Source organism: Gordonia sp. DT101 (genome assembly GCF_049844895.1).
In the GTDB taxonomy this organism is placed as follows: Bacteria; Actinomycetota; Actinomycetes; order Mycobacteriales; family Mycobacteriaceae; genus Gordonia.
The window spans coordinates 50,992-72,297 of record NZ_JBNCLX010000001.1 but is presented as its reverse complement, the minus strand read 5'-3'; the positions used below and the strand labels follow the sequence as shown (position 1 = coordinate 72,297).

Here is a 21,306-nt window from a genome sequence, read left to right as displayed (position 1 = left end):
GATGGACATCGCCACCGACGGCCGCAATCCCTCGCTGCTGCAGTACGTACTGCGCGGGCTCGCGTTCCTCGTCGCCCTCGTCATCTTGTTCGTCCTGCTCTTCCTGCGGTATCAGGGCACTTTCACCTCGACGGTCCCGGTCACCGCCAAACTGACCGACGTGGGCGACGGGTTGCTCACCGACGCCGATGTCCGTTACAACGGACTGATCGTCGGGGCGGTGAAGTCCATCGATCTCAGCGGCGACGTCGGGCCGGGCAACCTCCAGTACAAGAACGTCGGCATCGACATCGATCCCGACCAGGCGACGGGCATCCCCAGCAACGTCACCGCACGGACGGTGCCGTCGAACCTGTTCGGCGTCAACTCCGTCGAACTGGTCGCGCCCGGACAGCCGAGCGGCCAGGGTCTGTCCTCGGACGCCACGATCCCGGCCGACGAGACCCTGCCGACGATCCGGTTGCAGGATGCGCAGAACGAACTGCGGACCCTGCTGCAGGCCGTACCGCCGGAGGATCTCGCCTCGGTCCTCGGGACCATCTCGGATGCGCTGAAGGGCGGCGGTGCGGTGTTCGGCGCCTTCGTCCCGCTGCTGGACAACTACTGGCGCACCATCAACGCCCAGTTCCCGCCGGGTGCGCCGTCGGGTTTCGACAACTTCAACAACGCCGTCAAGGGACTCTCCCAGTCGACGCCGCAGTTGCTGGACACCTTGGGCCGCAGTGTGATCCCGGCGATGACCATCGCCGAGAAACAGCAGGATCTCACCGCCCTCCTGTCCGCCGGCGAGGGCGTCCTGGACGAGACGCAGGCGCTCTTCGCGGCCAACGGTGATCGGGGCAAGCGGGTGGTGCGTGATCTCAACACGATGGTCGGTGCCGCCGTGCTGGAGCCGGACGCGTTGCCGCAGTCGCTGTCGGCGCTGAACAATCTCGCGGCCAAGGCGCTGACCGTGTTCACCGGTGTCAACGGTCATGCGCAGCTCAACATCGGTGTGAGCTTCGGTGCGTATCAGCGGTACACACGACAGAACTGCCCTGTCTACAACGGTGGCCCCTACGGCCAGACGCGCGCCCCGGGGTGTGTGGGCCCGGGCACCGGCACTGGGCCGACGAGTTCCGGTCCGTTGATGATCTATCCTTCGGACGGCATGCGCCGCAACGCGTCCGCCGCAGGATCGGTGACCACCTCGTCGGACGACAAGACCCTCGGCACGGCGCTCAAGCGCAAGCCGGGTGCCGCGGACACGTTGATGCTCGGGCCGCTGGTCCAGTCGAGCTCGATCAGGCCGGGGAACCCGGACGGACAGCAGGGAGGCGGTCGATGAGCCACGGGCAGTCCAGCATCCGCAAACCACTGATCGGCTTCACGGTGTTCGCGATCGTCGCGATGCTCCTGACGTACATCATCTGGTCCACCCTGGAGCGGTCGCTGCCGGGGAACACGAACTCCTTCACCACCTATTTCAACGATGCCTCCGGGCTCGCGACCGGCGACGACGTCCGGATGGCCGGCGTGCGGGTGGGCCGGGTCCACGACATCTCCCTCGACGACGGTCGTGCCCGGGTCACCTTCGACGTCCAGACCGATCAGCCCATGTTCACCAACACCCAGGCGGCGATCCGCTATCAGAACCTCATCGGTCAGCGGTACCTGTCTCTCACGTTGGTGAAGGGAGCCGACAGCGCGCCGCTGACGGCCGGGTCATCTCTCCGACAGCCGTCCGAGGACTCGTTCGACGTGACCCGACTGCTCGCCGGATTCCAGCCGGTGTTCGAGACCCTGAAACCCGAACAGGTGAATGCACTGTCGGAGGGCCTGATCCAGGCCTTCCAGGGCAACAAGGTGTCGCTGAGCTACACCGTCGCCGAGGTGGGGCAGCTCGCCTCGGACATGGCCGATCGCGATGTCGTGATCGGGTCGATCATCAACAACCTGAGCGCGGTCATGCGTGACCTGGCCAAGCAGGGCGGCCAGGTCGGCACGGTGATCGACAGCATCTCGGGGCTGATCGAGAATCTCAACGCCAACTCGGCCGCCTTCGGTAAGTCGGTGACCCAGATCGGGCAGACCGCAAGCGGATTCGCGGACGTGCTCGGCCAGAGTCGCAGCTCGCTGTCGGCCGCGGCGACCGACGCGCGAGCGGCTACCTCCACCCTCATCGCCAACGGCGCCAAGCTCGACCGGATGGCGGGCCAGCTGCCGATCTTCCTCGGTCACTTCCCGCTGGTCCTCGGTCAGGGCGACTACCTGAACATCTACGCCTGCGACCTCGACATCGCGATCGGAGACGTGCTCTTGCCGCCCGGCATCATCAACAAGATCGGTGGCACCAAGCATTCGGAGGTGTGTCGATGAACAGGTGGCGCAGACACTTCGACGGCCACCGGCGCTTCTGGTACGGGCTGGCCGGTGCCGTGGTGATCGTGCTGCTGGTGCTGGGCGTCACCAGTCTCGCGCAGGCGCACCTCGGAAAGAAGACCTACACCGGTGAGTTCGCCCAGGCGGGTGGTATCCGACCCGGGGACAAGGTCCGGGTGGCCGGCATCGACAAGGGCGAGGTGAGCTCGACCGAACTCGACGGGAACCACGTGACCGTCACGATGAAGGTCGATGGCGACGTGAACGTCACATCGAACGGTTCTGCCGAGATCAAGATGTCCACGCTGCTCGGGCAGCGATATGTCGATGTGTCGCTGGGGGATTCGCCCACCCAGGCCGCCGACGGGCGGATCGCGCAGACGAGCGTCCCCTACGATCTGCAGAAGACCATCGAACAAGGCACCCCGATCATCGCCGGGATCGACGACGAGAGCTTCGCCGACAGCCTGCGTACCCTCAACCGGCAGCTCGCCGGTGCTCCTGCGGTGACCAAGCCGACGCTCGACTCGCTGACGGCGATGTCGAAGGTGATAACCAACCGCCGGGATCAGATCAATCAACTCGTCAGCGACACGAAGTCGGTGACGGGGATCGTCGACGACAGTCAGACACAGTTGTCGATCATCGTGGGCCAGGGTCGTCAGCTCGCCGAGAAGATCACCGCGCGTGAGGCCTTGGTGACGAGGATGCTCGACGGGATCGCCCAGCTCACCGAGCAGGCGCGAGCAGTGGCCCGTGAGAACGGCGACCAGTTCGCGCCGATCATGGCAAACCTTAACACGATGTCACAGGGACTGGAGAAGAATCGCGCCAACCTGCGCAAGCTGCTCGAGGTGCTCCCGGTCACCGCGCGACTCACCAACAACATCATCGGCGACGGTCCGTACGCGAATGGCTATCTTCCCTGGGGGATCTTCCCGGACAACTGGCTGTGTCTGGCAAGGGTGGTGGACGGATGCTGATCTCCGCACGTGGAGTCTCCGGCCTGCGCCGACCGTTGTCGATGGTCGCCCTGGCGCTCCTGGTGGTGCTGGGCCTGTCCGGCTGTTCGCTCATCCCGGCGAAGTGGACCGCGGCGTTCGGCTCGGCCATTCAGGTCACCGCATACTTCGATGACGTGGCCGGCCTCTATACGAGCAACGACGTCTCGGTGCTCGGGATGCCGGTCGGCCAGGTGACCGGTGTGCAGCAGCAGGGCAACCGGGTGAAGGTGACCTTCACCGTCGACAAGGATGTCCCGGTGCCCGCCAACGCGACCGCGGCCATCGTCAACACGTCCATCGTGACAACCCGGCACATCGAGCTGTCCCCGGCCTACTCCGAGGGTGACAAGCTCGCCGACGGCTCGGTGATCCAGCAGACGAAGAGCCCGGTCTCGACCGGCGAACTGTTCGACTCGATCGACGGGCTGGTGAAGTCGCTGTCGGGTGATCAGCCCGGTGAGGGACCGGTCGCCGACCTGGTCGACATCACCTCCGGCATCACCAGTGGCAACGGCGAACGGATGCGTGAGGCGTTCAACCAACTCAGCAAGGCCTCGGAGGTGGCATCCGGAAACGGTGGTGCGCTGATGGAGATCATCAAGACCGTGCAGGGACTGACCTCCACGCTGGTGTCCAACTATCCGAAGATGACCGCGTTCTCCAACTCCATCAACGACGTCGCGCAGATGCTCCGCACGCAGGCGCCGGGTCTGCAGGCGACGCTGGGCGACCTGAACGTCGCGTTGCAGAACACCACCGCGTTCCTGCGGAACAATTCGGGAGCGATCGGGTCGTCGACCGGCCGCCTCGCCGCGCTGGCCGAGAACCTCAGTGACTTCTCTCGGCAGGTGGTGGAGACGATCGACCTGGGACCATTACTGTTCCAGAACCTCAGCAACTCGGTCTCGGCCGAGCAGGGGGCCTGGCGCGCACAGGTGCTGCTCGACAAGTCGTTGATCGACACCGAGGCGTTGTCGACCTTCTGCCAGGCCATCAACCTCCAGAAGAACGGATGCCGCACTGGCCAGCTCAAGGATTTCGGGCCGGACCTCGGTGTGTTCTCGGCGATGTTGGAGCTGACGAAATGACCCGAGATGGCATCGGACCCTTCCGAGTCCAGCGCGCCGATGGCCGCGGCCGACGGGCCTCGCGGGGAGCCCTGATGATGCTGCTCGTGGCCGCGGTCGTGTCGATGTCGGGCTGCGGCGTGGTACCAGGCCTCACCGTCGAACAGATCCCGTTGCCCGCTCCCGGCGGCATCGGAGACTCGATTCGTTTGACCGCGAAGTTCGACAATGCGCTCAACCTGCCGACGCGCGCGAAGGTCAAGCTCTACGGAACCGACGTGGGGCAGGTCACCGACATAGTCGCGCAGGACTACTCGGCGGTGGTCACCATGAACGTCAGCAAGGAGTCCAAGCTGCCGACCGGTACCGGTGCCGAACTGCGGCAGGCGACTCCGCTCGGCGACGTGTTCGTCGCACTCCTGCCCCCGAAGGGCGCGCCGTCGGGGTATCTCGGCGACGGCGACAACCTCGACGGGCCGACTTCCGCCGCCGCGACCGTCGAGGATCTACTCGTGAGCACCTCGGGTCTGGTCGACAGCGGATCCCTGAGCTCACTGCAGGGGATCCTGACGGAGTTGAGCAGCGCGGTGTCGGCGCATCCGGATGAGCTGTCCGGTTCGATCGAGGGCCTCACCACTGCGATCACCAAGTTCAACAAGAACTCCACCGAGGTCGACGAGTCGATGCGGAACATGCAGGTGTTGACCGGTCAGCTCGCCGACGGACGAGCCCAGATCATGGCGTCGATCAACAAACTCGCACCCGCGGTCAACGCGGTGAACGGCCAGATCGGTCAGATCCTGACGACCCTGGACAAGACCAACCGGGTGACCGCGGCGACCAACGACTTCCTGAACTCCGACCAGGACAATCTCGTCGAGCTCATCGGACACCTGTCGACCGCGCTGAAGGGTCTGCGCGGCGCCGCGAGCGTCCTCGGTCCGCTCTCGGACAATCTGGCCACGCTGACTCCCAAGTGGGTCAAGTCGACGCCCGGTAGTGCCGCGGCACTGTCGGCGAAGGTCTACTACCTCAATCCCGGCGCAGGGTTCGACTCGGCGAGTCGCCTGCCCGAGTTGCAGGACGTGGACGAGGGCTCGAGAGCGTTGCAGCAGACGTTGACCCGACTGCTGGCGCGCCTCACCGGAACGCGGGGGTGCTGCGGATGAGAGTCGTGTCCGGTCCGTTCACATGGGTGCGCGGGCACTCGGTTCTCGTCGGGAACATCGGGCTGATCCTGGTGATGCTCGTCGGGCTGGCGTACCTGTCGTTCGGCACGCTCCGCTGGGATCCGTTCAAGGGCACGTATGAGATGACCGTGCACTTCACGAGTTCCGGTGGACTCCAGGACACCTCCGGCGTCATGCTGCGTGGCGCCCGGGTCGGTGAGGTGGAGTCGATCCGTGTGCAGCCGAAACAGGTCGACGTGACGGTCAAGATCAGCGACGACGTCAAGATCAACCGCAACGCGGTCGTCGCCGCGCTCGGTCTCTCGGCGGCGGGTGAACAGTACGTCGACTTCGAACCGGCCACCGCCGACGGTCCGTATTTCGCCGACGGCGACGTCATCCAGGTGAACCAGACCCGGGTGACGGCACCGTTCCCCGAGACGCTGGAGGCGTCCCTCAACGTCGTGGAGCAGATCGATCCCGTCAAGCTGCGGTCGGCGGTCGACAACCTCGAGGTGGCACTCGGCTCGGACGGCTCCGACGACAACGACCTCCGCGCACTGTTCGTCTCGGGCGGCACCATCTTCGCGGATCTGGCACTCGTCCTGCCGCAGACGAAGAAGCTGATCTCCGACACCGGCACGATCCTGAAGACCACCGCGAACATCCAGCCGGATCTGGGGACCACGGTCTCCTCGTTGAGCACCATCGTGAACGCGGCGGTGGCGTCCGACAAGGAGATCCGCACCCTGCTCGATCGAGGGCCGTCGCAACTGACGAGTCTGACCGGCTCCCTGAACCAGATCCGGGACCCGGTGTCCGACGTGCTCCAGCAATTCGTGGACGTGGCGCGGCAGGGTGCGCTGCGGGCACCCGCGATCGCGAATCTACTCCCGTCGATCCGCGACGCCGGGGTCAAGAGCCTCTCGATGTTCCACGGTGGCGCGTGGTGGGCGTTCGGCTCGATCTTCCCTCGTCCGAGTTGCAACTACGCCGTCACCCCGGTGCGACCGACGAAGATCTTGGAACTGACCGTGCCCACCAATCTGTACTGTGTGACCGAAGACCCGCGGCAACAGGTTCGCGGATCGGCGAGCGCACCTCGACCCCCGGGCGACGACACCGCCGGTCCGCCGCCCGGCTATGACCCGAATGCGCGGACAGTGCCGCTCGACAAGTGATGTGAAGAGAAGGAATGACCAAGCAGGACAACAACTCCGACGGACCGAATGATGACTCGACAGAGTTCGGATCACCCCGTCCCGAGGACGCCGCCCACACCGACCCCACGCCGCGGGACGACGCGGATCTCGACGCCGATGGCAAGGTGGCCGACAGCGCCGACGAGCCGGCACCGAAGGTGCCGCGTCCACAGACGAAATCCGCTCGGACCGCGGGCCGGCGCTCCGGCACCGCGGCCTCGGTGACCACGGCCTCGGTGACCACGGCCGCCGACGCGGCCGCCGATCCCGAACGCCCGAAATCGTCTGGCGGACGCGAGATCTCGCTGACCTTCACGACCCGTGGGCTGGTGAAGGTCCTGGCCACGGTCGTTGTGATCGCCGTGGTCGTCGGGGTCGTACTGCTGGGCTGGGGCTACTATCACCAGCGGCAGGAACTCGCCGCCTTCGACGACAGCAAGGCGGCGTCGGAGGAGTTCTCGGTCAAGTTGGTCAGCACGATGAACACCGACAACATCGGGAACATGAAGGAGCTACTCGGCCCCTTGTCCACCGGTGAGTTCCGTCAACATCTGGAGCAGCAGCAGTCCGACGGGACCAAGGCCGTCAAGGATCTGAACGTTAAGGCGACCCCGACCGTGAAGTCGGTGTCGGTCACCAGTTTCGATACCGACTCCGCGAAGACGAGTGTGCTGATGGAGGTCAGTGGTACCAGCACACTGGCGCCGTCGGGCGGCAAGGAACTGATGCTTATCTGGCTGGACCTGCACAAAGAGGACGGCAAGTGGCTGGTCGCCAAGCTCGACGGCGCTCAGGCCGGTATCGGCGCGCCCCAGGGCGAACAGAATCAGTCCGGTCAGCCGGCCGCTCCGGCCACCCCCCAGGCGCCCGCCCCTCAGGCGCCTGCCCCAGCTGGGTGATCAGCACCGCTCGAGGTGCGGTCACCCTGCGCGGGTGAGTATCGCGACGGGTCCGGATGCGAGCAACTGTGCGAGATCCGCGGCGCCGTCCAGGGTTTCGCCGGTCACGGCGTCGGTCCACGCCCCCGGCGGCAGGACCACCGAGGTCGCGGATCGGTCGAACGCGGACATACTGTGGGTGAAGCGCGCGGTCACCACGACGACCCGCGGGTGGTCCTCGCCGGCTCCCCGGACGAAGGCGATCACGTGATCCGCGCGCGGGCCCTCGGCCGCTAGCGGAGCGTAGGTACCTCCCGCGCCGAACGCGGTCGGATGATCGGCACGTGCCCGTAGGGCGACGCGGATCAGTGCGGTCTTGGGATGGTCCGCAGGCTGCGAGTAGTCCACCGGCCGACGGTTGTCGGGATCCACGAGGGAGTCGTCCCACCACTGGGTACCCTGATAGATGTCCCCGACGCCTGGACCCAGCAGTGCGATCGCCTTGCGTGCCATCGCCTCGGCCTGCCAACTCGTCGAGATCTCGCCGACAAGTGTCCCGATCGCGTCCGCGCCATCACCGGTGGTGATGGCGTCCACCCAGGAGCTGAGAGCGCTCTCGAACTCTTCGTCGACGTCGGTCCAGGTGGTGTGGAGGCCGGCCTCACGGGACGCCTTCTGGGCGTAGGCGCGCAGACGTGTCCGCAGGGTGTCGTCGACGGCTCCGGAGACGGGCCAGACCCCGAAGATGTTCTGGAGCAGAAAGTATCCGGTCAGGTCGTCCGGTGGCGGCGTGGCAGACCAGATCCGGCGGACCAGCAGAGACCACCGCTCCGGCACCTGGGCGAGCAGGGCGATGCGGGCCCGCACGTCTTCGCCGCGTTTGGTGTCGTGCGTCGACGTCGCGGTCATCGCCCACGGCCAGTCACGTGCCCGCCGGGCATTGCGGGTATGGAACTCTCGCAGCGACATCGCCGGGTTGGCCGGGTCGCCCCCGACCTCCTGAGCGGAAACGAGTCGGGCCGTGCGATAGAACAGGCTGTCTTCGACACTCTTGGCGGTCACCGCGCCGCAGGTCTGGGCGAGCCGAGACGTGGCCGCCCCGGGGCTAGCGGTGGATTGGACGACGAATTCGAGTGCGGACGTGAGAGCTGGTGCACGACGGGCAATCTGGGCTGCGGTGTCGACGAGCCGGGGCCGCAGGGACGGGTAGTCGGCGCGGTAGACACCGATCTCGGCGATCAATTCGGCCGTCGCCTCGGCTATCGCGTCGACGTCGGCGGACGGATCCGAGTGGGTGATCGCCCGGACCAGCCGTCGGTGCTCGGTCGGGAACATCTGACCGACGGTGAACAGTTTGCGTTCTCGTTCGGTCGCTTGCAGCCACGCCGAATCCCCGGTCGTGGCCGTGACGTTCTCGTGGACCTCGTCGAGCTCGATGATCCCGGTCGGTGCGGTGAAGACGGCGTCGATCGCGCGCATCTGCTCGTAGCCGGTGGTTCCCTCCACCGGCAGGGTGGGCTCCAGCTCCTCATCCGATGCGAGAATCTTCTCGATGTAGATCAACCGACGATCGCCGACGTCGCCCCGCAGGCGCCGCAGATAGGCCTGTGGATCCCAGAGCCCGTCGGGATGGTCCACACGGACGCCGTCGATGAGATCCTCGTCGACGAGGTCGAACAGCCATCGATGGGAGGCCGCATAGACCTCTGGGTCCTCTTGGCGCAGTCCCGCGAGTTCGTTGACGGTGAAGAACCGCCGGTATCCGATCAATCCGCTGTTCCACGGGACCAGCCGGTAGTGCTGACGGTCGTGGACCTCCGACGGCGCGCCGTCGGAGGTGCCGGGAGCCGTGGGGAAGACATGGTCGTAGTAGCGGAGATGTCCGTCGTCGACGGCAAGGGGCGAGAGGTCGCCATCGGCGGCGAGCACCGGGAGCGCGATCTTGCCGTCGGTGCCGTTGTCGGTGGAGAAGTCGACGTCGAACCACGTCGCGTAGCGCGACCCCGAACCGTATCGCAGCAGGTCGTTGAACCACGGGTTCTGTACCGGGTCGGCCACGCCGGTGTGGTTCGGCACGATGTCGACGATCACTCCCAGTCCGTGGCCGGTGGCGGCGCGACGCAGTGCCCGCAACCCGTCGATCCCGCCCAGTTCGGTCGAGACCCCGGGTGGCGGCACCCAGTCGTATCCGTGGGTGGACCCCTCGACCGCGCGCCCGATGGGCGACAGATAGAGATGGCTCACGCCCAGATCGGCGATCTGGGGGAGGATGTCGACCACCTCGGCGAAGCCGTGGTAAGGGGTGAGCTGAATCCGGTAGGTGGCGACCGGTTCTTGTCGTCCGCCGATGCGGTGGGTGCCGGCGGACGACATCTGCCGTTCGGTGCTCACGCCGTCTTACGCAGGACCAGGACCGATCGGGCACCGACGGTCACGGTCGTCTCGGCCGCGGCGGTGAGGTCGGTCGCGCCGGTGGCGTGGGTGGTGTCGAGTTCGCCGCTCCACTCGAGGCCCCACGACGGCGGTGGCAGGTGGAAGTCGATGTCGCCGTCGTGCGCGTTGAAGCAGACGAGGAAGCTGTCGTCGACGACCTTCTCGCCGAGTTCGTTCTTCTCCTCGATGCCGTCGCCGTTGAGGAACACCGCCAGGCTCTTGCCGAACCCGCTGTCCCAGTCCTCGGCGGTCATTGCCTGACCGGCCGGCGTCAGCCAGACGATGTCGAGGGCCTGATCGCCCCAGCGAATCGGCTTGCCGGCGAAGAACCTTCGGCGCCGCAGCACAGGGTGGTCGTGGCGCAGCGCGATGGCCCGGCGGGTGAAGTCGAGCAGGTCGGCGTTCTTCTCGGCGAGCGACCAGTCCATCCACGAGAGTTCGGAGTCCTGGCAGTAGACGTTGTTGTTGCCCTGTTGCGTCCGGCCCATCTCGTCACCGTGCGCCAGCATGGGCGTGCCCTGCGAGAGGAACAGGGTGGCCAGGATGTTGCGCTGCTGCTGTGCGCGGAGGGCGAGGATGTCCGGGTCGTCGGTGGGGCCCTCGACGCCGCAGTTCCAGGATCGGTTGTGACTCTCGCCGTCCCGGTTGTCCTCGCCGTTGGAGATATTGTGTTTCTCGTTGTAGGACACGAGATCACGCAACGTGAAGCCGTCGTGGGCGATGACGAAGTTGATGCTGGCCAGGGGGCGACGGCCGGTTGCCTCGTACAGATCGGACGAACCCGTCAGCCGCGACGCGAACTCTCCGAGGGTGGCCGGTTCGCCTCGCCAGTAGTCCCGGACGGTGTCGCGGTATTTGCCGTTCCATTCGGTCCACAGCGGCGGGAAGTTGCCGACCTGGTAGCCGCCCTCGCCGACATCCCAGGGCTCCGCGATGAGCTTGACCTGGCTCACCACCGGATCCTGTTGCACCAGATCGAAGAACGCCGACAGCCGGTCCACGTCATGCAGCTCACGGGCGAGGGTGGAAGCGAGGTCGAAACGGAAGCCGTCCACATGCATCTCGAGTACCCAATACCGCAGCGAATCCATGATCAGCTGCAGCGTGTGCGGATGGCGCCCGTTGAGGCTGTTCCCGGTTCCCGTGTAATCCATGTACATCTCGGGGTTGCCGTCGACGAGCCGGTAGTAGGCCGCGTTGTCGATCCCGCGGAACGAGACCGTCGGGCCGAGATGGTTGCCCTCGGCCGTGTGGTTGTAGACCACGTCGAGGATCACCTCGATGTCCGCCTTGTGGAATGCGCGGACCATCGCCTTGAACTCGGTGACCGCGCTTGCCGGCTGATCGGCCTTTGACGCATATTCGACGTGGGGTGCGAGGAACCCGAAGGTGTTGTACCCCCAGTAGTTCCGGAGGCCCTTGTCGTGCAGGACGAAATCCTGCATGAACTGGTGGACCGGCATGAGCTCGATCGCGGTGACACCCAGCGACTGCAGATGATCGATGATGACGGGGTGACACAGCCCCGCATACGTTCCGCGCAGATGTTCCGGAACATCCGGATGAGTGGCGGTCATCCCCTTCACGTGGGCCTCGTAGATGACCGTCTGGTGATACGGACGGCGCGGCGATCGGTCGCTCTGCCAGTCGAAATACGGATTGATCACCACGGAGACCATGGTGTGGCCCAGCGAGTCGAGTTGCGGCATGTCGGTCGGCGCGCGGGTGGTGAGGGTCAGCGACGACTCGGTGTCGGCGACCGATTCGGCCGCAGTCTCGGTGTCGTCGGTGTCGGTGTCCGGTGTTCTGGTGGACCCGGTCGCGGAATCGCCGCGCGGCGCCGTGTCGGTGCCGCCGGCCGTCGAGTCGACGACGTTTGCTTGGGCGGTCCCGTCGTCGGCGGACACCTCCGCCGGCTCTTCGTCGACCATGGGGTACGAGAACAGCGACGCATCCCCGTCGAACTCGCCGTGGAACGCCTTCCCATAAGGGTCGAGCAGCAGCTTGCTCGGATCGCAGCGGAGGCCTTGCGCGGGATCGTAGGGACCGTGCACCCGGAAGCCGTAGAACTGACCCGGTCCGACGTTGGGGAGGTAGCAGTGCCAGCAGTATCCGTCGACCTCCTCCAGGCGGATCCGACGTTCCGTCCCGGCGTCGTCGACGAGACACAGATCGACCGCGGTCGCGACCTCGGAGAACAACGAAAAGTTGGTCCCCACACCGTCATACGTCGCGCCGAGCGGATACGCGCTGCCCGGCCAGACGATGAAGGGTTCCCGGTCGTCCGGTGGTGCCGCGAAGTCGAACGGATCGGGAACGTTGGTGACCTCCGCGGACTGGGCGGGGGGCGAACCTCCGGCATCGGGGGCCGGTGACTCAGTCACTGCGACCTTCGGCGATTCCATGAGACGACACTAGCCGTCAACGGCCCCGGGTTCATCTCGGAGAGCACGCCTACGATGTGTGACCGTCGACGTCACACAGCGTCAACGGGCGAGGGGGTCAACGGGCGAGGGGGTCAACGGGCGAGGGGGGTCACCGGGGCGACTGGCCCGTCCACGGTGCCGCTGCCGCCATCTGTCGGCCCAATTCATCGGTCAGGCTGCGGACAAAGGTCGCGCTGAGATGATGCCAGTCCTTGTAGACGACCACGTTGCCGACGATCGCCGGGCACAACTCCGGATCGCAGACCCCGTTGGAGAGGTCGAGAGCGTGGAACATCGGCCTGGTCGCCGACAACGCCTTCGCCGGGTCCTCGGGAGCCAGCGCTGCGGCCCGTCGAGTCGCGCAACTCGTGGCCGACCCGCCGTCGGCGAGACACGTCGGCGTGTCGATCAGACCCGCGGCGTTGTGCGGCCAGGGCGTATCGCGGATACCGAACACCTGGATGCCCGCGGCGATGAAATCGTCGAAGATCGGTGTGTATGTCGGGGGCACCCAGTCGCCGGGCTCGTAGTCGCGAGGCCGGGTCGAGTTGGTGAAGATAGCGTCCGGCTTGTCCGCGATGACCTTTTTCTGGACTCGCATCACCCAGTCGTGGCACTGCGGATACGGCACGCCGTTCTGTTTGGGGACGAGCTCGGTCGACATCGGACAACCCATCTTGAGGTACGTGGTCACCTTGAAGTGGTTGCGTTGTCCGAGCAGGTTCAGTGCGCTGATCCACATCTCGGCGTGCGATCCGCCGATCAGTGCGATCGTCTTGGTCGCGTTGGGGTCGCCGTACACACCGACGTGGATGTCGGGGTCCTCGAAGCTGCTCATGTAGCCGTCGGTGGAGGTCTCCGGGAAGTCCTTGGTGACCAGCAACGGCGACGGCTGCGGATCCAGTGCGGGCACGGGCAGGCCGTTGAGAAGTGCACGGCCACCGGGATACAGGCTCGGATCGAGGTTCTTGGTGTCCACCACCATGGTCGAGACGTGCCGATCCCAGACCTTGATGCCGACCCCGGTCACCAGGGTTGCGATCACCAGGACCGACGTCAGCGCCGAGGTGTAGGTCAGCCAGCGGGTGCTCCCGTCATGGCGGGCGTGCGCCAGCCGCGACCGGCCGCCACCGCGTAACGGATCCTCGATGTATCGCTTGGTGAGCCAGGCGAGCGTGATCGAGACCGCGAGCAGCCCCACACCCTCGAGCACCGAGGCGTGGTCCTTGCCCCGCCAGGTCAGGTAGAAGATGAGCAGGGGCCAGTGCCAGAGATAGAGGGCGTAGGCGATGGTGCCCAGCCAGACCGGCCACCGGCTGGCCAGCATCCGGTTGACCGGCGGTAGGGCCTGCGGCTCGGAGACGCCCGGCCGCGGACGCTCCAGGGCAGTGGCGCCAGCCCAGATGATCAGGAGTGTCGAGCCCACCGGGATCAGCGCCCACGGCCCCGGATAGGAGTCGACCCCGTCGATCCACCAGCCGCAGGTGACGATCAGGGCGAGGGCCACGACTGCGGCCGCCGTACGGATCCAGCGCGGGACGCGCCAGTTGGGCAACCAGATCGCGAGCAGGCCGCCGGTCAGCGGCTCCCACAGCCGGGAGAGGGTGTCGTAGTAGTTGAACTGCTGGTTGACCCCCATCCGCATGTGGGCCCAGTAGAACGACACGGCGGCGACCGCGAGGATGGCGATACCGACGACCGCCCGGATCACCTGCGGGTTCGCCAACGGCGCGACGGCCTTCGCGAAGAGCTTGAGCAGTGCGGCGAATGCGAGGGCGACGACCACGGTGACGACAAAGAACTGACCCTGCACCGACATCGACCAGATGTGCTGGAGGGGGCTGTTGGCCGAGCTCGCCGCGAGGTAGTCCTGGGAATTGAACGCCAGATGCCAGTTCTGGTAGTACAACGCACTCGCGATCAGCTCGCGGCCGATGCTGACCCAGCGGGTCTCGGGTATCACGATGACGGTCAGCACAGCCACCGCGATCAGCACGGTGAACAGGGTGGGCAGAAGGCGGCGCAGGAGTCGCTTCAGGCGCGGCCACGGATCGATCGTGTCACGGAAGGTGACGTGCGGCGCCTGACTGTGGATCGCGTGACGCAGCAGCGAACCGATGAAGAAGTACCCCGACAACGCGAGAAAGACGTCCACGCCGCCCGAGACCCGGCCGAACCAGATGTGGAAGCAGGCGACGAGTGCGATCGCGATACCGCGCAGACCATCGAGGTCGGTGCGATACGCGGGCACGTTTCCGGCCTGCGCCGGCGTCGCCGGCGCGGCTGCGTGGGTCGGGGCTGCCACTACCTGGGTACGTCTTCCTGTCTCGACGTCGCGTTCGGCGAACCGAACCCGACGGCTGGGTGGGTGTGCCAGAGGCGGGTATCGGGAAGCAATCTACATGTCCAAGCTGTGATATCCCGCTTCGGTCCGCTTCGACACGCCTACGGTGACACCCCCGCTGACCTTTACTTTTCTTTACTTTCGGCCGAGGCGGGGGACGCGGACACGGCCAGGGCGCGCAGTCGCGCGCCGTCGAGGATCACGCTCAGGCCGTCGGTGAACTCGGCGGTGAAGTCCCGGTCCGACGGCTCGATCACCTGGAGGCGTTCCATCTGGGCACGTGTCTGCTCCTCGATGGTGAGTCCGATGACCAGCTGACACACCGCGGTCGCGACGGCCCGGGCGTCCCGTTCACTCAGCCCGCCGTGGCGTGCCACCGTGGTCAGGTCGATGGCGATCGACTTCGGCGACAGTCCGCTGGCCCAGCTCGACGACACCACCTCGGCGCTGTCGGGCACCGACAGCAGCGCGGCGCGCATCCCGGTCGCCAGGAATGCCAGCTTCTCATCCCACGGGAGCGACCCCGGCGCAGTGCGCACCTCGCCGAGGATGTCGTCGGACAGGGCGGCGAGCAGCGTCTGCTTGTTCGGGAAATGCCAGTACAGCGCGTTCGGGCGGACACCGAGGTCCGCGGCTAGTCGTCGCATCGAGAGGTCGGCGAGGCTGTGGTCGGTGAGGATGTCCCGAGCCGCTCGCAGGACGTCGGCCCGATTGTTGCTCACCCGCTCAGGCTAATGGGCGCGAGTACCCGACGACGCGCGGCCTGTACAGCGTCCAGGAAGCCTGTACAGTGTCCAGGACGCCGTCAGCCCGAACGACGTCTCTCCCGATCTCGAAGGACATCGCTGTGGACGAGGCCACCATCAGTCGTATCGATGCCGAGCATGTCTGGCATCCCTATGGCGCGATGCCGGCGACGGGGGTCGACCTGTCGCAGCCACCGCCACTGGTGGTGCGGGGCGCGGGGGGTGTCCGGCTCGAGCTGGGAGACGGGCGCAGCGTCGTCGACGGGATGAGCTCGTGGTGGGCGGCGATTCACGGCTACCGCCATCCGGTGCTGGACGACGCGGTGACCCGTCAGCTCGGGACGATGTCACACGTGATGTTCGGCGGTCTGACCCATGAACCCGCCGCCCGACTGGCACAGCTGCTCGCGTCGATCACCCCCGAGCCGCTCCAGAAGGTCTTCTTCTGCGACTCGGGTTCGGTGTCGGTGGAGGTGGCGGTCAAGATGGCGCTGCAGTACTGGCGCAGTCGCGGTCACGGGGAGCGGACCCGACTGCTCACGTGGCGCGGCGGCTACCACGGCGACACCTTCACGCCGATGAGCGTCTGCGATCCCGACGGCGGGATGCACTCGATGTGGCACGACGTCCTCACCGAACAGGTCTTTGTGCCCGCGCCGCCTACGGCGTTCGACGACGACTACGTCGGCATTCTCGAATCCGCGGTCGAACGGCATCGTGACCGGCTGGCGGCCGTCATCGTGGAACCGGTCGTGCAGGGTGCGGGCGGGATGCGGTTCCACGATCCGCGGTACCTGGGCGAACTGCGCCGCATCTGCGACCGTGCCAGCGTCCTGCTGATCTTCGATGAGATCGCGACCGGATTCGGCCGCACCGGGGAACTGTTCGCGGCCGATCATGCGGGGGTGGCCCCGGACATCATGTGTCTCGGCAAGGCGCTGACGGGCGGATACCTGACCCTGGCGGCCACCTTGTGTACGGCTGAGATCGCCGCGGTCATCAGCGCCGGGGAAGCGGGCGGGCTCGCGCACGGGCCGACCTTCATGGCGAATCCGCTGGCGTGTGCCGTGGCGGTCGCCTCGGTCGAACTGTTGCTCGATTCCCCGTGGCGGCAACGGGTGCACGGCATCGAGAGCCGGTTGCGGTCGGGGCTGGCCGACCTCGACGGTCATGCGGGGATCGTCGATGTCCGGGTGCGCGGGGCCATCGGCGTCGTCCAGCTCGACCGTCCGGTGAACGTCGCCGCCGCCACTGCGGCCGCACTCGACGAGGGAGTGTGGGTCCGTCCGTTCCGGGATCTCATCTACGTGATGCCCCCGTTCGTGTGCACCGACGACGACATCGACACCATCACCCGTGGGGTGCGGGCCGCCGCGAAGGCCTGCCTGTCCACCGATCTCGTCGCGGGCGCCATCCGATGACGACCACCGAACTGCCGGATTCCGTGATCACGCCGGTCGTCGATGCCGACGATGCGCTGGCCTGGCTGGCCGACGAGGCCGCGCGTCTGCGCGCCGCCGGATTGCATCGCGAACCCGTTGTGCGGCCCCCCGATCCGACGATGATCAACCTCGCCTCCAATGACTATCTCGGCCTGTCCGGCCATCCGGCCGTCATCGCCGGTGCCCATGCCGCACTCGACACCTGGGGGGCCGGCTCGACCGCGTCGAGGCTCGTCGTCGGGACCACCGAGCTCCATGTCGAACTCGAGGACCATCTGGCCGACTTCCTCGGTTTTCCTGCTGCGCTGACCTTCTCGTCGGGCTATCTCGGCAACGTCGGGGCGATCACGGCGTTGGCGGGCCGGGGCGATCTGATCGTCAGCGACACGGGTACGCATGCGTCGCTGATCGACGGATGCCGGTTGTCGCGGGCGCGGGTGGTGGTGACCGATCGTGGTGATCACGCCGCGGTGCGTGCGGCGCTGCGTGAGCGGACCGAACAACGGGCCCTGGTGGTCACCGATTCGGTGTACAGCATCGACGGCGAGCCGGCACCCGTCGGTGAGTTGTATTCGGCAGCTCGCGATCACGGCGCCGCCTTGCTCGTCGACGAGGCGCATGCCCTCGGAGTCCGCGGGCCGGGCGGTCGAGGGCTGGTCGCCGAGCTCGGGCTGTCGGGGGCTCCGGACCTGGTGGTCACCACGGTGCTGTCCAAATCGTTGGGCGCGCAGGGCGGCGTGGTGCTCGGATCGGCGTTGCTGCGTTCCCATCTGATCGACCGGGCTCGGACCTTCATCTTCGACACCGGGCTCAATCCGGCGGCGGTGGGGGCGGCACGTGCCGCCCTCGGACTGCTCCGTTCAGATGCGTCAATGCCGGATCTGCTGCGCACCAACGCGACTCGTCTCGCTGTCGCGATCGGTGCACCCACCCCGGCCGCTGCGGTCATCTCGTTGATCATCGGAGAGCCACAACGGGCGGTGGCCGCCGCCGCGATCTGCCGGAATCGCGGCGTCCTCGTCGGCTGTTTCCGCCCGCCGTCGGTGCCCGCGGGCACCTCGCGACTGCGGCTGACCGTGCGGGCCGATCTCGACGTGCCGGTGATCGATCAGGTCGCCGACGTCGTGAACGACGCGCTGCGCGAGGTCGGGGCCCGAGAGGTGGGTGTGCGATGACCGGACATGTCCTCGCGGTCACCGGCACGTCCACCGACGTCGGCAAGACCATTGTCACGGCAGCGCTGGTCGCGGCCGTCGCGGACGCCGGATTGACCGCGGCCGTGTGCAAACCGGCACAGACCGGGGTCGCGCCCGGCGAGCCCGGCGACCTTGCCGTGATCGACGAGTTGGCCGGTCCGGTCACTACGGTGGAATGTGCGCGCTTTCCCGATCCGCTCGCCCCGGACACGGCCGCCCGGCGAGCCGGGATGGATCAGCTCGATCTCGATGGGATCTCGGCCGCGGTCGCCGCGTTGTCCGCCGTCCACGACTTCACCCTTGTCGAGGGCGCCGGTGGAATCCTGGTCCGCCTGGCCGACGGACTGACCCTGCTCGATGTCGCGGCGGCCACCGATGCGGGTGTGCTCGTGGTGGTTCCGCCGGGGCTCGGTGCGCTCAACCATGCCGAGCTCACCGTCGGTGCGATCGTCGCCCGCGGCCTGCGTCCGGCAGGCCTCGTGGTGGGCTCGTGGCCCGCCGACCCCGATCTCGCGATGACCTGCAACCGCACCGATCTACCGCGCGTCACCGGGGTACCGATCGTCGGCGTGATCCCGGCGGGCGTGGGGGGCCTCGATCCGGCGGACTTCCGCCGCCGCGCGCCGTCATGGATCGACACCGACTGGCTCCGGCGTGAGAGTGCTCTACCGCCGACAGCAACCTCCTTTTCGCCGACAGCAACCGAATCCTCGCCGACAGCAACCGGATTCGCGCCGAAAGCAACCGGATTCGCGCCGAAAGTAACTGATTTTTCCACGGCGGTACCGTCCGCCCACCCCGACAGCCAGTCCACCGAAGGAGTCCACTCGTGACCCAGGCATCCGTTGTATCCGAACAGACGACCGGCGACATCCTCGACGTCGCGCGCGCACAGGTCCTCGACCGCGGGGAGCCGCTGAACCGCGAGCAGGTCCTCGAGGTGCTGCGGCTCCCGGAAGAACGTCTGACCGGACTGCTGCAGCTCGCCCATGATGTCCGGATGCGATGGTGTGGACCCGAGGTCGAGGTGGAGGGGATCATCTCGCTCAAGACCGGGGGCTGTCCCGAGGACTGCCACTTCTGTTCACAGTCCGGTCTTTTCGCGTCGCCTGTGCGCAGCGCGTGGATCGACATCCCGTCGCTGGTGGAGGCTGCCAAGCAGACCGCGAAGACGGGCGCCACCGAGTTCTGCATCGTCGCCGCGGTCCGCGGCCCGGACAAGCGGCTGCTGAGCCAGGTCGCGGCCGGCATCGAGGCGATCCGCAACGAGGTCGACATCCAGATCGCCTGCAGCCTTGGCATGCTGACCCAGGAACAGGTGGATCAGCTCAAGGACATGGGTGTCCATCGGTACAACCACAATCTGGAGACGGCCCGCAGCCACTTCCCGAATGTGGTGACCACCCATACCTGGGAGGAACGCTGGGACACCCTGCGGATGGTCCGCGACGCCGGTATGGAGGTCTGCTGCGGCGGCATCCTCGGCATGGGGGAGAGTCTGGAGCAGCGCGCCGAGTTCGCCGCCGATCTCGCGTCGCTGGAGCCGGACGAGGTGCCGCTCAACTTCCTCAACCCGCGCCCGGGCACCCCGTTCGGCGATCTCGACGTCCTGCCGGCCTCCGAGGCGCTGCGGTCGGTCGCCGCGTTCCGTCTCGCGCTGCCCCGCACCATCCTGCGCTTCGCGGGTGGTCGCGAGATCACGCTGGGCGATCTCGGTGCCCAGCAGGGCATCCTCGGCGGCATCAACGCCGTCATCGTCGGCAATTACCTCACCACGCTGGGCCGACCGGCCGAAGACGATCTCGATCTCCTGTCGGATCTGTCGATGCCGATCAAAGCACTCAACGACAGCATCTAGGCTCGACGACGTGACGTCTCCGAAGACGACGCCGGGGCCCCCGGGCATTCCCGACGCGCTGCATGAGATCCCGGGCCCGATGGCCCAGCCCTGCCGGTTCGGTGTCCACACCGGACTCGAGCTCGAACTGGAGTCGGCCGATGCGGTGCCGCCGGCAGCCCGGATGGGTCTGGAACCACCCCGGTTCTGCGGGCAGTGTGGTCGACGCATGGTGGTGCAGGTACGTCCCGACGGATGGGGTGCCCGGTGCTCCCGGCACGGAACGATCGATTCGACCGAACTGGGCCGGCGGTGACCATCGCCGGGCGTCGGCCCGCCGTCGGGCCGCTGATCGCGGTGGTCGGTTCGGTGGTCCTGCTCGGTTTCGTGGTCGGGATGATCTGGGCGGAGGTGACCCCGGCGATGTCGGGCCGGGTCGTCGATGCCGACTCCGCGCTCATCCCGGCAGGCCAGTTCCCCGAGGAATTCGCGGGCGTCGCAACCTTTGCCCTGCTCCTGTTCGGCTACGGGGTGGTCGCCGTGGCGATCTCATGGTTCACGAGTCGTCGGTGGCGGGGTCCGCTGGGATTCGTCGCCGTCGCGGTGGCGACGGTGATCGGCTCGCTCGTCGCGGCCTGGGTCGGCACGACGGTGGCCGATTGGCGTTTCGACGATCCCAGGTCGTCGCCGGTGGGTTCGACCTTCGAGGTGGTCCCGGACCTCTGGCTCGACGGCGCCGTGCGGGGTGGGATCGGGGGGCCATGGGTCCTGTTCGTGTGCGCGCCGCTGGCCGCCTCGCTGGTCTACCTCGGTCTCGCGCTCGCCGCGCGCCGCGCTGACCTCGGCGTCGGGGACCTGCCCGACGCCGGCGCCGACGAGCGACTGCAGCCCACCGCTCAGCCGATGTGAGCGGTGACCTCGCCACTCATCGCGGTGGCGAGCGCGTCCACCGACACATCGAGGACCCGACTGAGAGCGACGACGGTCGCGAACGACGGCGTCAGCAAACGGCCACCCTCGATCTTGCGCAGCGTCTCCGGTGAGATCCCGGCTGCACGCGCCACCTCGTTCGTCGTGCGGTTGCCGCGACACTCGCGCAGCAGTGTTCCGAGCCTGCGGCCTGCGGCGATCTGCTCAGGGGTGAGTGGTGCGCGAACCATGTGCCCACTGTAGCTACCCCGGTATGAAAATACCGTCCTCG

Annotated in this window: 18 protein-coding genes; 13 read left to right on the top strand and 5 right to left on the bottom strand. The window is 67.0% G+C overall.

Features of this window, described 5'->3' with window-relative positions; all coding sequences use genetic code 11:
• Position 1 precedes the first annotated feature (1 nt).
• From ACLQ3I_RS00340 to ACLQ3I_RS00310, 7 genes are read left to right on the top strand one after another with little or no spacing between them, the layout of a single operon-like run.
• A complete protein-coding gene (locus ACLQ3I_RS00340) occupies positions 2-1,327 on the top strand; it encodes an MlaD family protein (RefSeq protein ID WP_425791985.1) in 1,326 nt (441 codons plus the stop codon).
• Positions 1,324-2,358 (top strand): MlaD family protein, encoded by a 1,035-nt coding sequence (locus ACLQ3I_RS00335; RefSeq protein ID WP_425799820.1) that lies wholly within the window; start codon positions 1,324-1,326, stop codon positions 2,356-2,358. Before ACLQ3I_RS00340 ends, ACLQ3I_RS00335 begins: the two co-directional genes overlap by 4 nt.
• Positions 2,355-3,344 carry an MCE family protein gene (locus ACLQ3I_RS00330; RefSeq protein WP_425791989.1) on the top strand — a complete coding sequence of 330 codons (990 nt, stop codon included), beginning with the start codon at positions 2,355-2,357 and terminating at the stop codon, positions 3,342-3,344. Before ACLQ3I_RS00335 ends, ACLQ3I_RS00330 begins: the two co-directional genes overlap by 4 nt.
• Positions 3,338-4,453, top strand: coding sequence for an MCE family protein (locus ACLQ3I_RS00325; protein WP_425799819.1), 1,116 nt, complete (start codon positions 3,338-3,340; stop codon positions 4,451-4,453). The genes ACLQ3I_RS00330 and ACLQ3I_RS00325 overlap by 7 nt, the downstream gene beginning before the upstream one ends.
• Positions 4,450-5,601 carry an MlaD family protein gene (locus ACLQ3I_RS00320; protein ID WP_425791993.1) on the top strand — a complete coding sequence of 384 codons (1,152 nt, stop codon included), beginning with the start codon at positions 4,450-4,452 and terminating at the stop codon, positions 5,599-5,601. Before ACLQ3I_RS00325 ends, ACLQ3I_RS00320 begins: the two co-directional genes overlap by 4 nt.
• Positions 5,598-6,782: an MlaD family protein gene (locus ACLQ3I_RS00315; protein WP_425799818.1), complete on the top strand. Its 1,185-nt coding sequence runs from the start codon at positions 5,598-5,600 to the stop codon at positions 6,780-6,782. The genes ACLQ3I_RS00320 and ACLQ3I_RS00315 overlap by 4 nt, the downstream gene beginning before the upstream one ends.
• Before the next feature lie 14 nt (positions 6,783-6,796).
• Entirely contained in the window at positions 6,797-7,702 is a 906-nt protein-coding gene (locus tag ACLQ3I_RS00310) for a hypothetical protein (RefSeq protein WP_425799817.1), read from the top strand.
• A gap of 21 nt (positions 7,703-7,723) precedes the next feature.
• On the opposite strand, the gene treY is transcribed toward ACLQ3I_RS00310, so the two are convergent.
• The 4 genes from treY to ACLQ3I_RS00290 form a co-directional block, all read right to left on the bottom strand.
• The gene (gene treY, locus ACLQ3I_RS00305) at positions 7,724-10,054 is read right to left on the bottom strand and encodes a malto-oligosyltrehalose synthase (RefSeq protein WP_425800674.1); all 2,331 of its coding nucleotides are present in this window, start codon (positions 10,052-10,054) and stop codon (positions 7,724-7,726) included.
• Positions 10,055-10,068: 14 nt separating this feature from the next.
• Positions 10,069-12,519, bottom strand: coding sequence for a glycogen debranching protein GlgX (gene glgX, locus ACLQ3I_RS00300; protein ID WP_425799816.1), 2,451 nt, complete (start codon positions 12,517-12,519; stop codon positions 10,069-10,071).
• A gap of 130 nt (positions 12,520-12,649) precedes the next feature.
• A complete protein-coding gene (locus ACLQ3I_RS00295; protein WP_425799815.1) occupies positions 12,650-14,845 on the bottom strand; it encodes an acyltransferase family protein in 2,196 nt (731 codons plus the stop codon).
• A 164-nt stretch (positions 14,846-15,009) separates the two neighbouring features.
• Positions 15,010-15,606, bottom strand: a complete 597-nt coding sequence (locus ACLQ3I_RS00290; RefSeq protein ID WP_425799814.1) for a TetR/AcrR family transcriptional regulator — start codon at positions 15,604-15,606, stop codon at positions 15,010-15,012.
• Positions 15,607-15,731: 125 nt separating this feature from the next.
• On the opposite strand from ACLQ3I_RS00290, the gene ACLQ3I_RS00285 reads away from it, so the two are divergent.
• The 6 genes from ACLQ3I_RS00285 (at position 15,732) to ACLQ3I_RS00260 (ending at position 21,014) form a co-directional block, all read left to right on the top strand.
• Complete coding sequence (locus tag ACLQ3I_RS00285) at positions 15,732-17,051, top strand: adenosylmethionine--8-amino-7-oxononanoate transaminase (RefSeq protein WP_425799813.1); 1,320 nt, start codon at positions 15,732-15,734, stop codon at positions 17,049-17,051.
• Positions 17,048-18,247: an 8-amino-7-oxononanoate synthase gene (locus ACLQ3I_RS00280; protein WP_425799812.1), complete on the top strand. Its 1,200-nt coding sequence runs from the start codon at positions 17,048-17,050 to the stop codon at positions 18,245-18,247. Before ACLQ3I_RS00285 ends, ACLQ3I_RS00280 begins: the two co-directional genes overlap by 4 nt.
• Positions 18,244-19,101 (top strand): dethiobiotin synthase, encoded by an 858-nt coding sequence (gene bioD / locus ACLQ3I_RS00275; RefSeq protein WP_425799811.1) that lies wholly within the window; start codon positions 18,244-18,246, stop codon positions 19,099-19,101. Before ACLQ3I_RS00280 ends, bioD begins: the two co-directional genes overlap by 4 nt.
• Positions 19,098-20,126, top strand: a complete 1,029-nt coding sequence (gene bioB / locus ACLQ3I_RS00270) for a biotin synthase BioB (RefSeq protein WP_425799810.1) — start codon at positions 19,098-19,100, stop codon at positions 20,124-20,126. The genes bioD and bioB overlap by 4 nt, the downstream gene beginning before the upstream one ends.
• 79 nt (positions 20,127-20,205) lie before the next feature.
• Complete coding sequence (locus ACLQ3I_RS00265) at positions 20,206-20,421, top strand: hypothetical protein (protein ID WP_425792114.1); 216 nt, start codon at positions 20,206-20,208, stop codon at positions 20,419-20,421.
• The gene (locus ACLQ3I_RS00260) at positions 20,418-21,014 is read left to right on the top strand and encodes a DUF2567 domain-containing protein (RefSeq protein WP_425799809.1); all 597 of its coding nucleotides are present in this window, start codon (positions 20,418-20,420) and stop codon (positions 21,012-21,014) included. The genes ACLQ3I_RS00265 and ACLQ3I_RS00260 overlap by 4 nt, the downstream gene beginning before the upstream one ends.
• Here the strand turns inward: ACLQ3I_RS00260 and ACLQ3I_RS00255 are convergent.
• Positions 21,002-21,265, bottom strand: coding sequence for a helix-turn-helix domain-containing protein (locus ACLQ3I_RS00255; protein WP_425799808.1), 264 nt, complete (start codon positions 21,263-21,265; stop codon positions 21,002-21,004). The genes ACLQ3I_RS00260 and ACLQ3I_RS00255 overlap by 13 nt on opposite strands.
• Positions 21,266-21,306 lie beyond the last annotated feature (41 nt).

Coding starts and splice junctions, on each gene's coding strand:
- ACLQ3I_RS00340 (WP_425791985.1), top strand. CDS start 2: ATGGACATCGCCACCGACGGCCGCAATCCCTCGCTGCTGCAGTACGTA.
- ACLQ3I_RS00335 (WP_425799820.1), top strand. CDS start 1,324: ATGAGCCACGGGCAGTCCAGCATCCGCAAACCACTGATCGGCTTCACG.
- ACLQ3I_RS00330 (WP_425791989.1), top strand. CDS start 2,355: ATGAACAGGTGGCGCAGACACTTCGACGGCCACCGGCGCTTCTGGTAC.
- ACLQ3I_RS00325 (WP_425799819.1), top strand. CDS start 3,338: ATGCTGATCTCCGCACGTGGAGTCTCCGGCCTGCGCCGACCGTTGTCG.
- ACLQ3I_RS00320 (WP_425791993.1), top strand. CDS start 4,450: ATGACCCGAGATGGCATCGGACCCTTCCGAGTCCAGCGCGCCGATGGC.
- ACLQ3I_RS00315 (WP_425799818.1), top strand. CDS start 5,598: ATGAGAGTCGTGTCCGGTCCGTTCACATGGGTGCGCGGGCACTCGGTT.
- ACLQ3I_RS00310 (WP_425799817.1), top strand. CDS start 6,797: ATGACCAAGCAGGACAACAACTCCGACGGACCGAATGATGACTCGACA.
- treY (WP_425800674.1), bottom strand. CDS start 10,054: ATGTCGTCCGCCGGCACCCACCGCATCGGCGGACGACAAGAACCGGTC.
- glgX (WP_425799816.1), bottom strand. CDS start 12,519: ATGGAATCGCCGAAGGTCGCAGTGACTGAGTCACCGGCCCCCGATGCC.
- ACLQ3I_RS00280 (WP_425799812.1), top strand. CDS start 17,048: ATGACGACCACCGAACTGCCGGATTCCGTGATCACGCCGGTCGTCGAT.
- bioD (WP_425799811.1), top strand. CDS start 18,244: ATGACCGGACATGTCCTCGCGGTCACCGGCACGTCCACCGACGTCGGC.
- ACLQ3I_RS00265 (WP_425792114.1), top strand. CDS start 20,206: ATGGCCCAGCCCTGCCGGTTCGGTGTCCACACCGGACTCGAGCTCGAA.
- ACLQ3I_RS00255 (WP_425799808.1), bottom strand. CDS start 21,265: ATGGTTCGCGCACCACTCACCCCTGAGCAGATCGCCGCAGGCCGCAGG.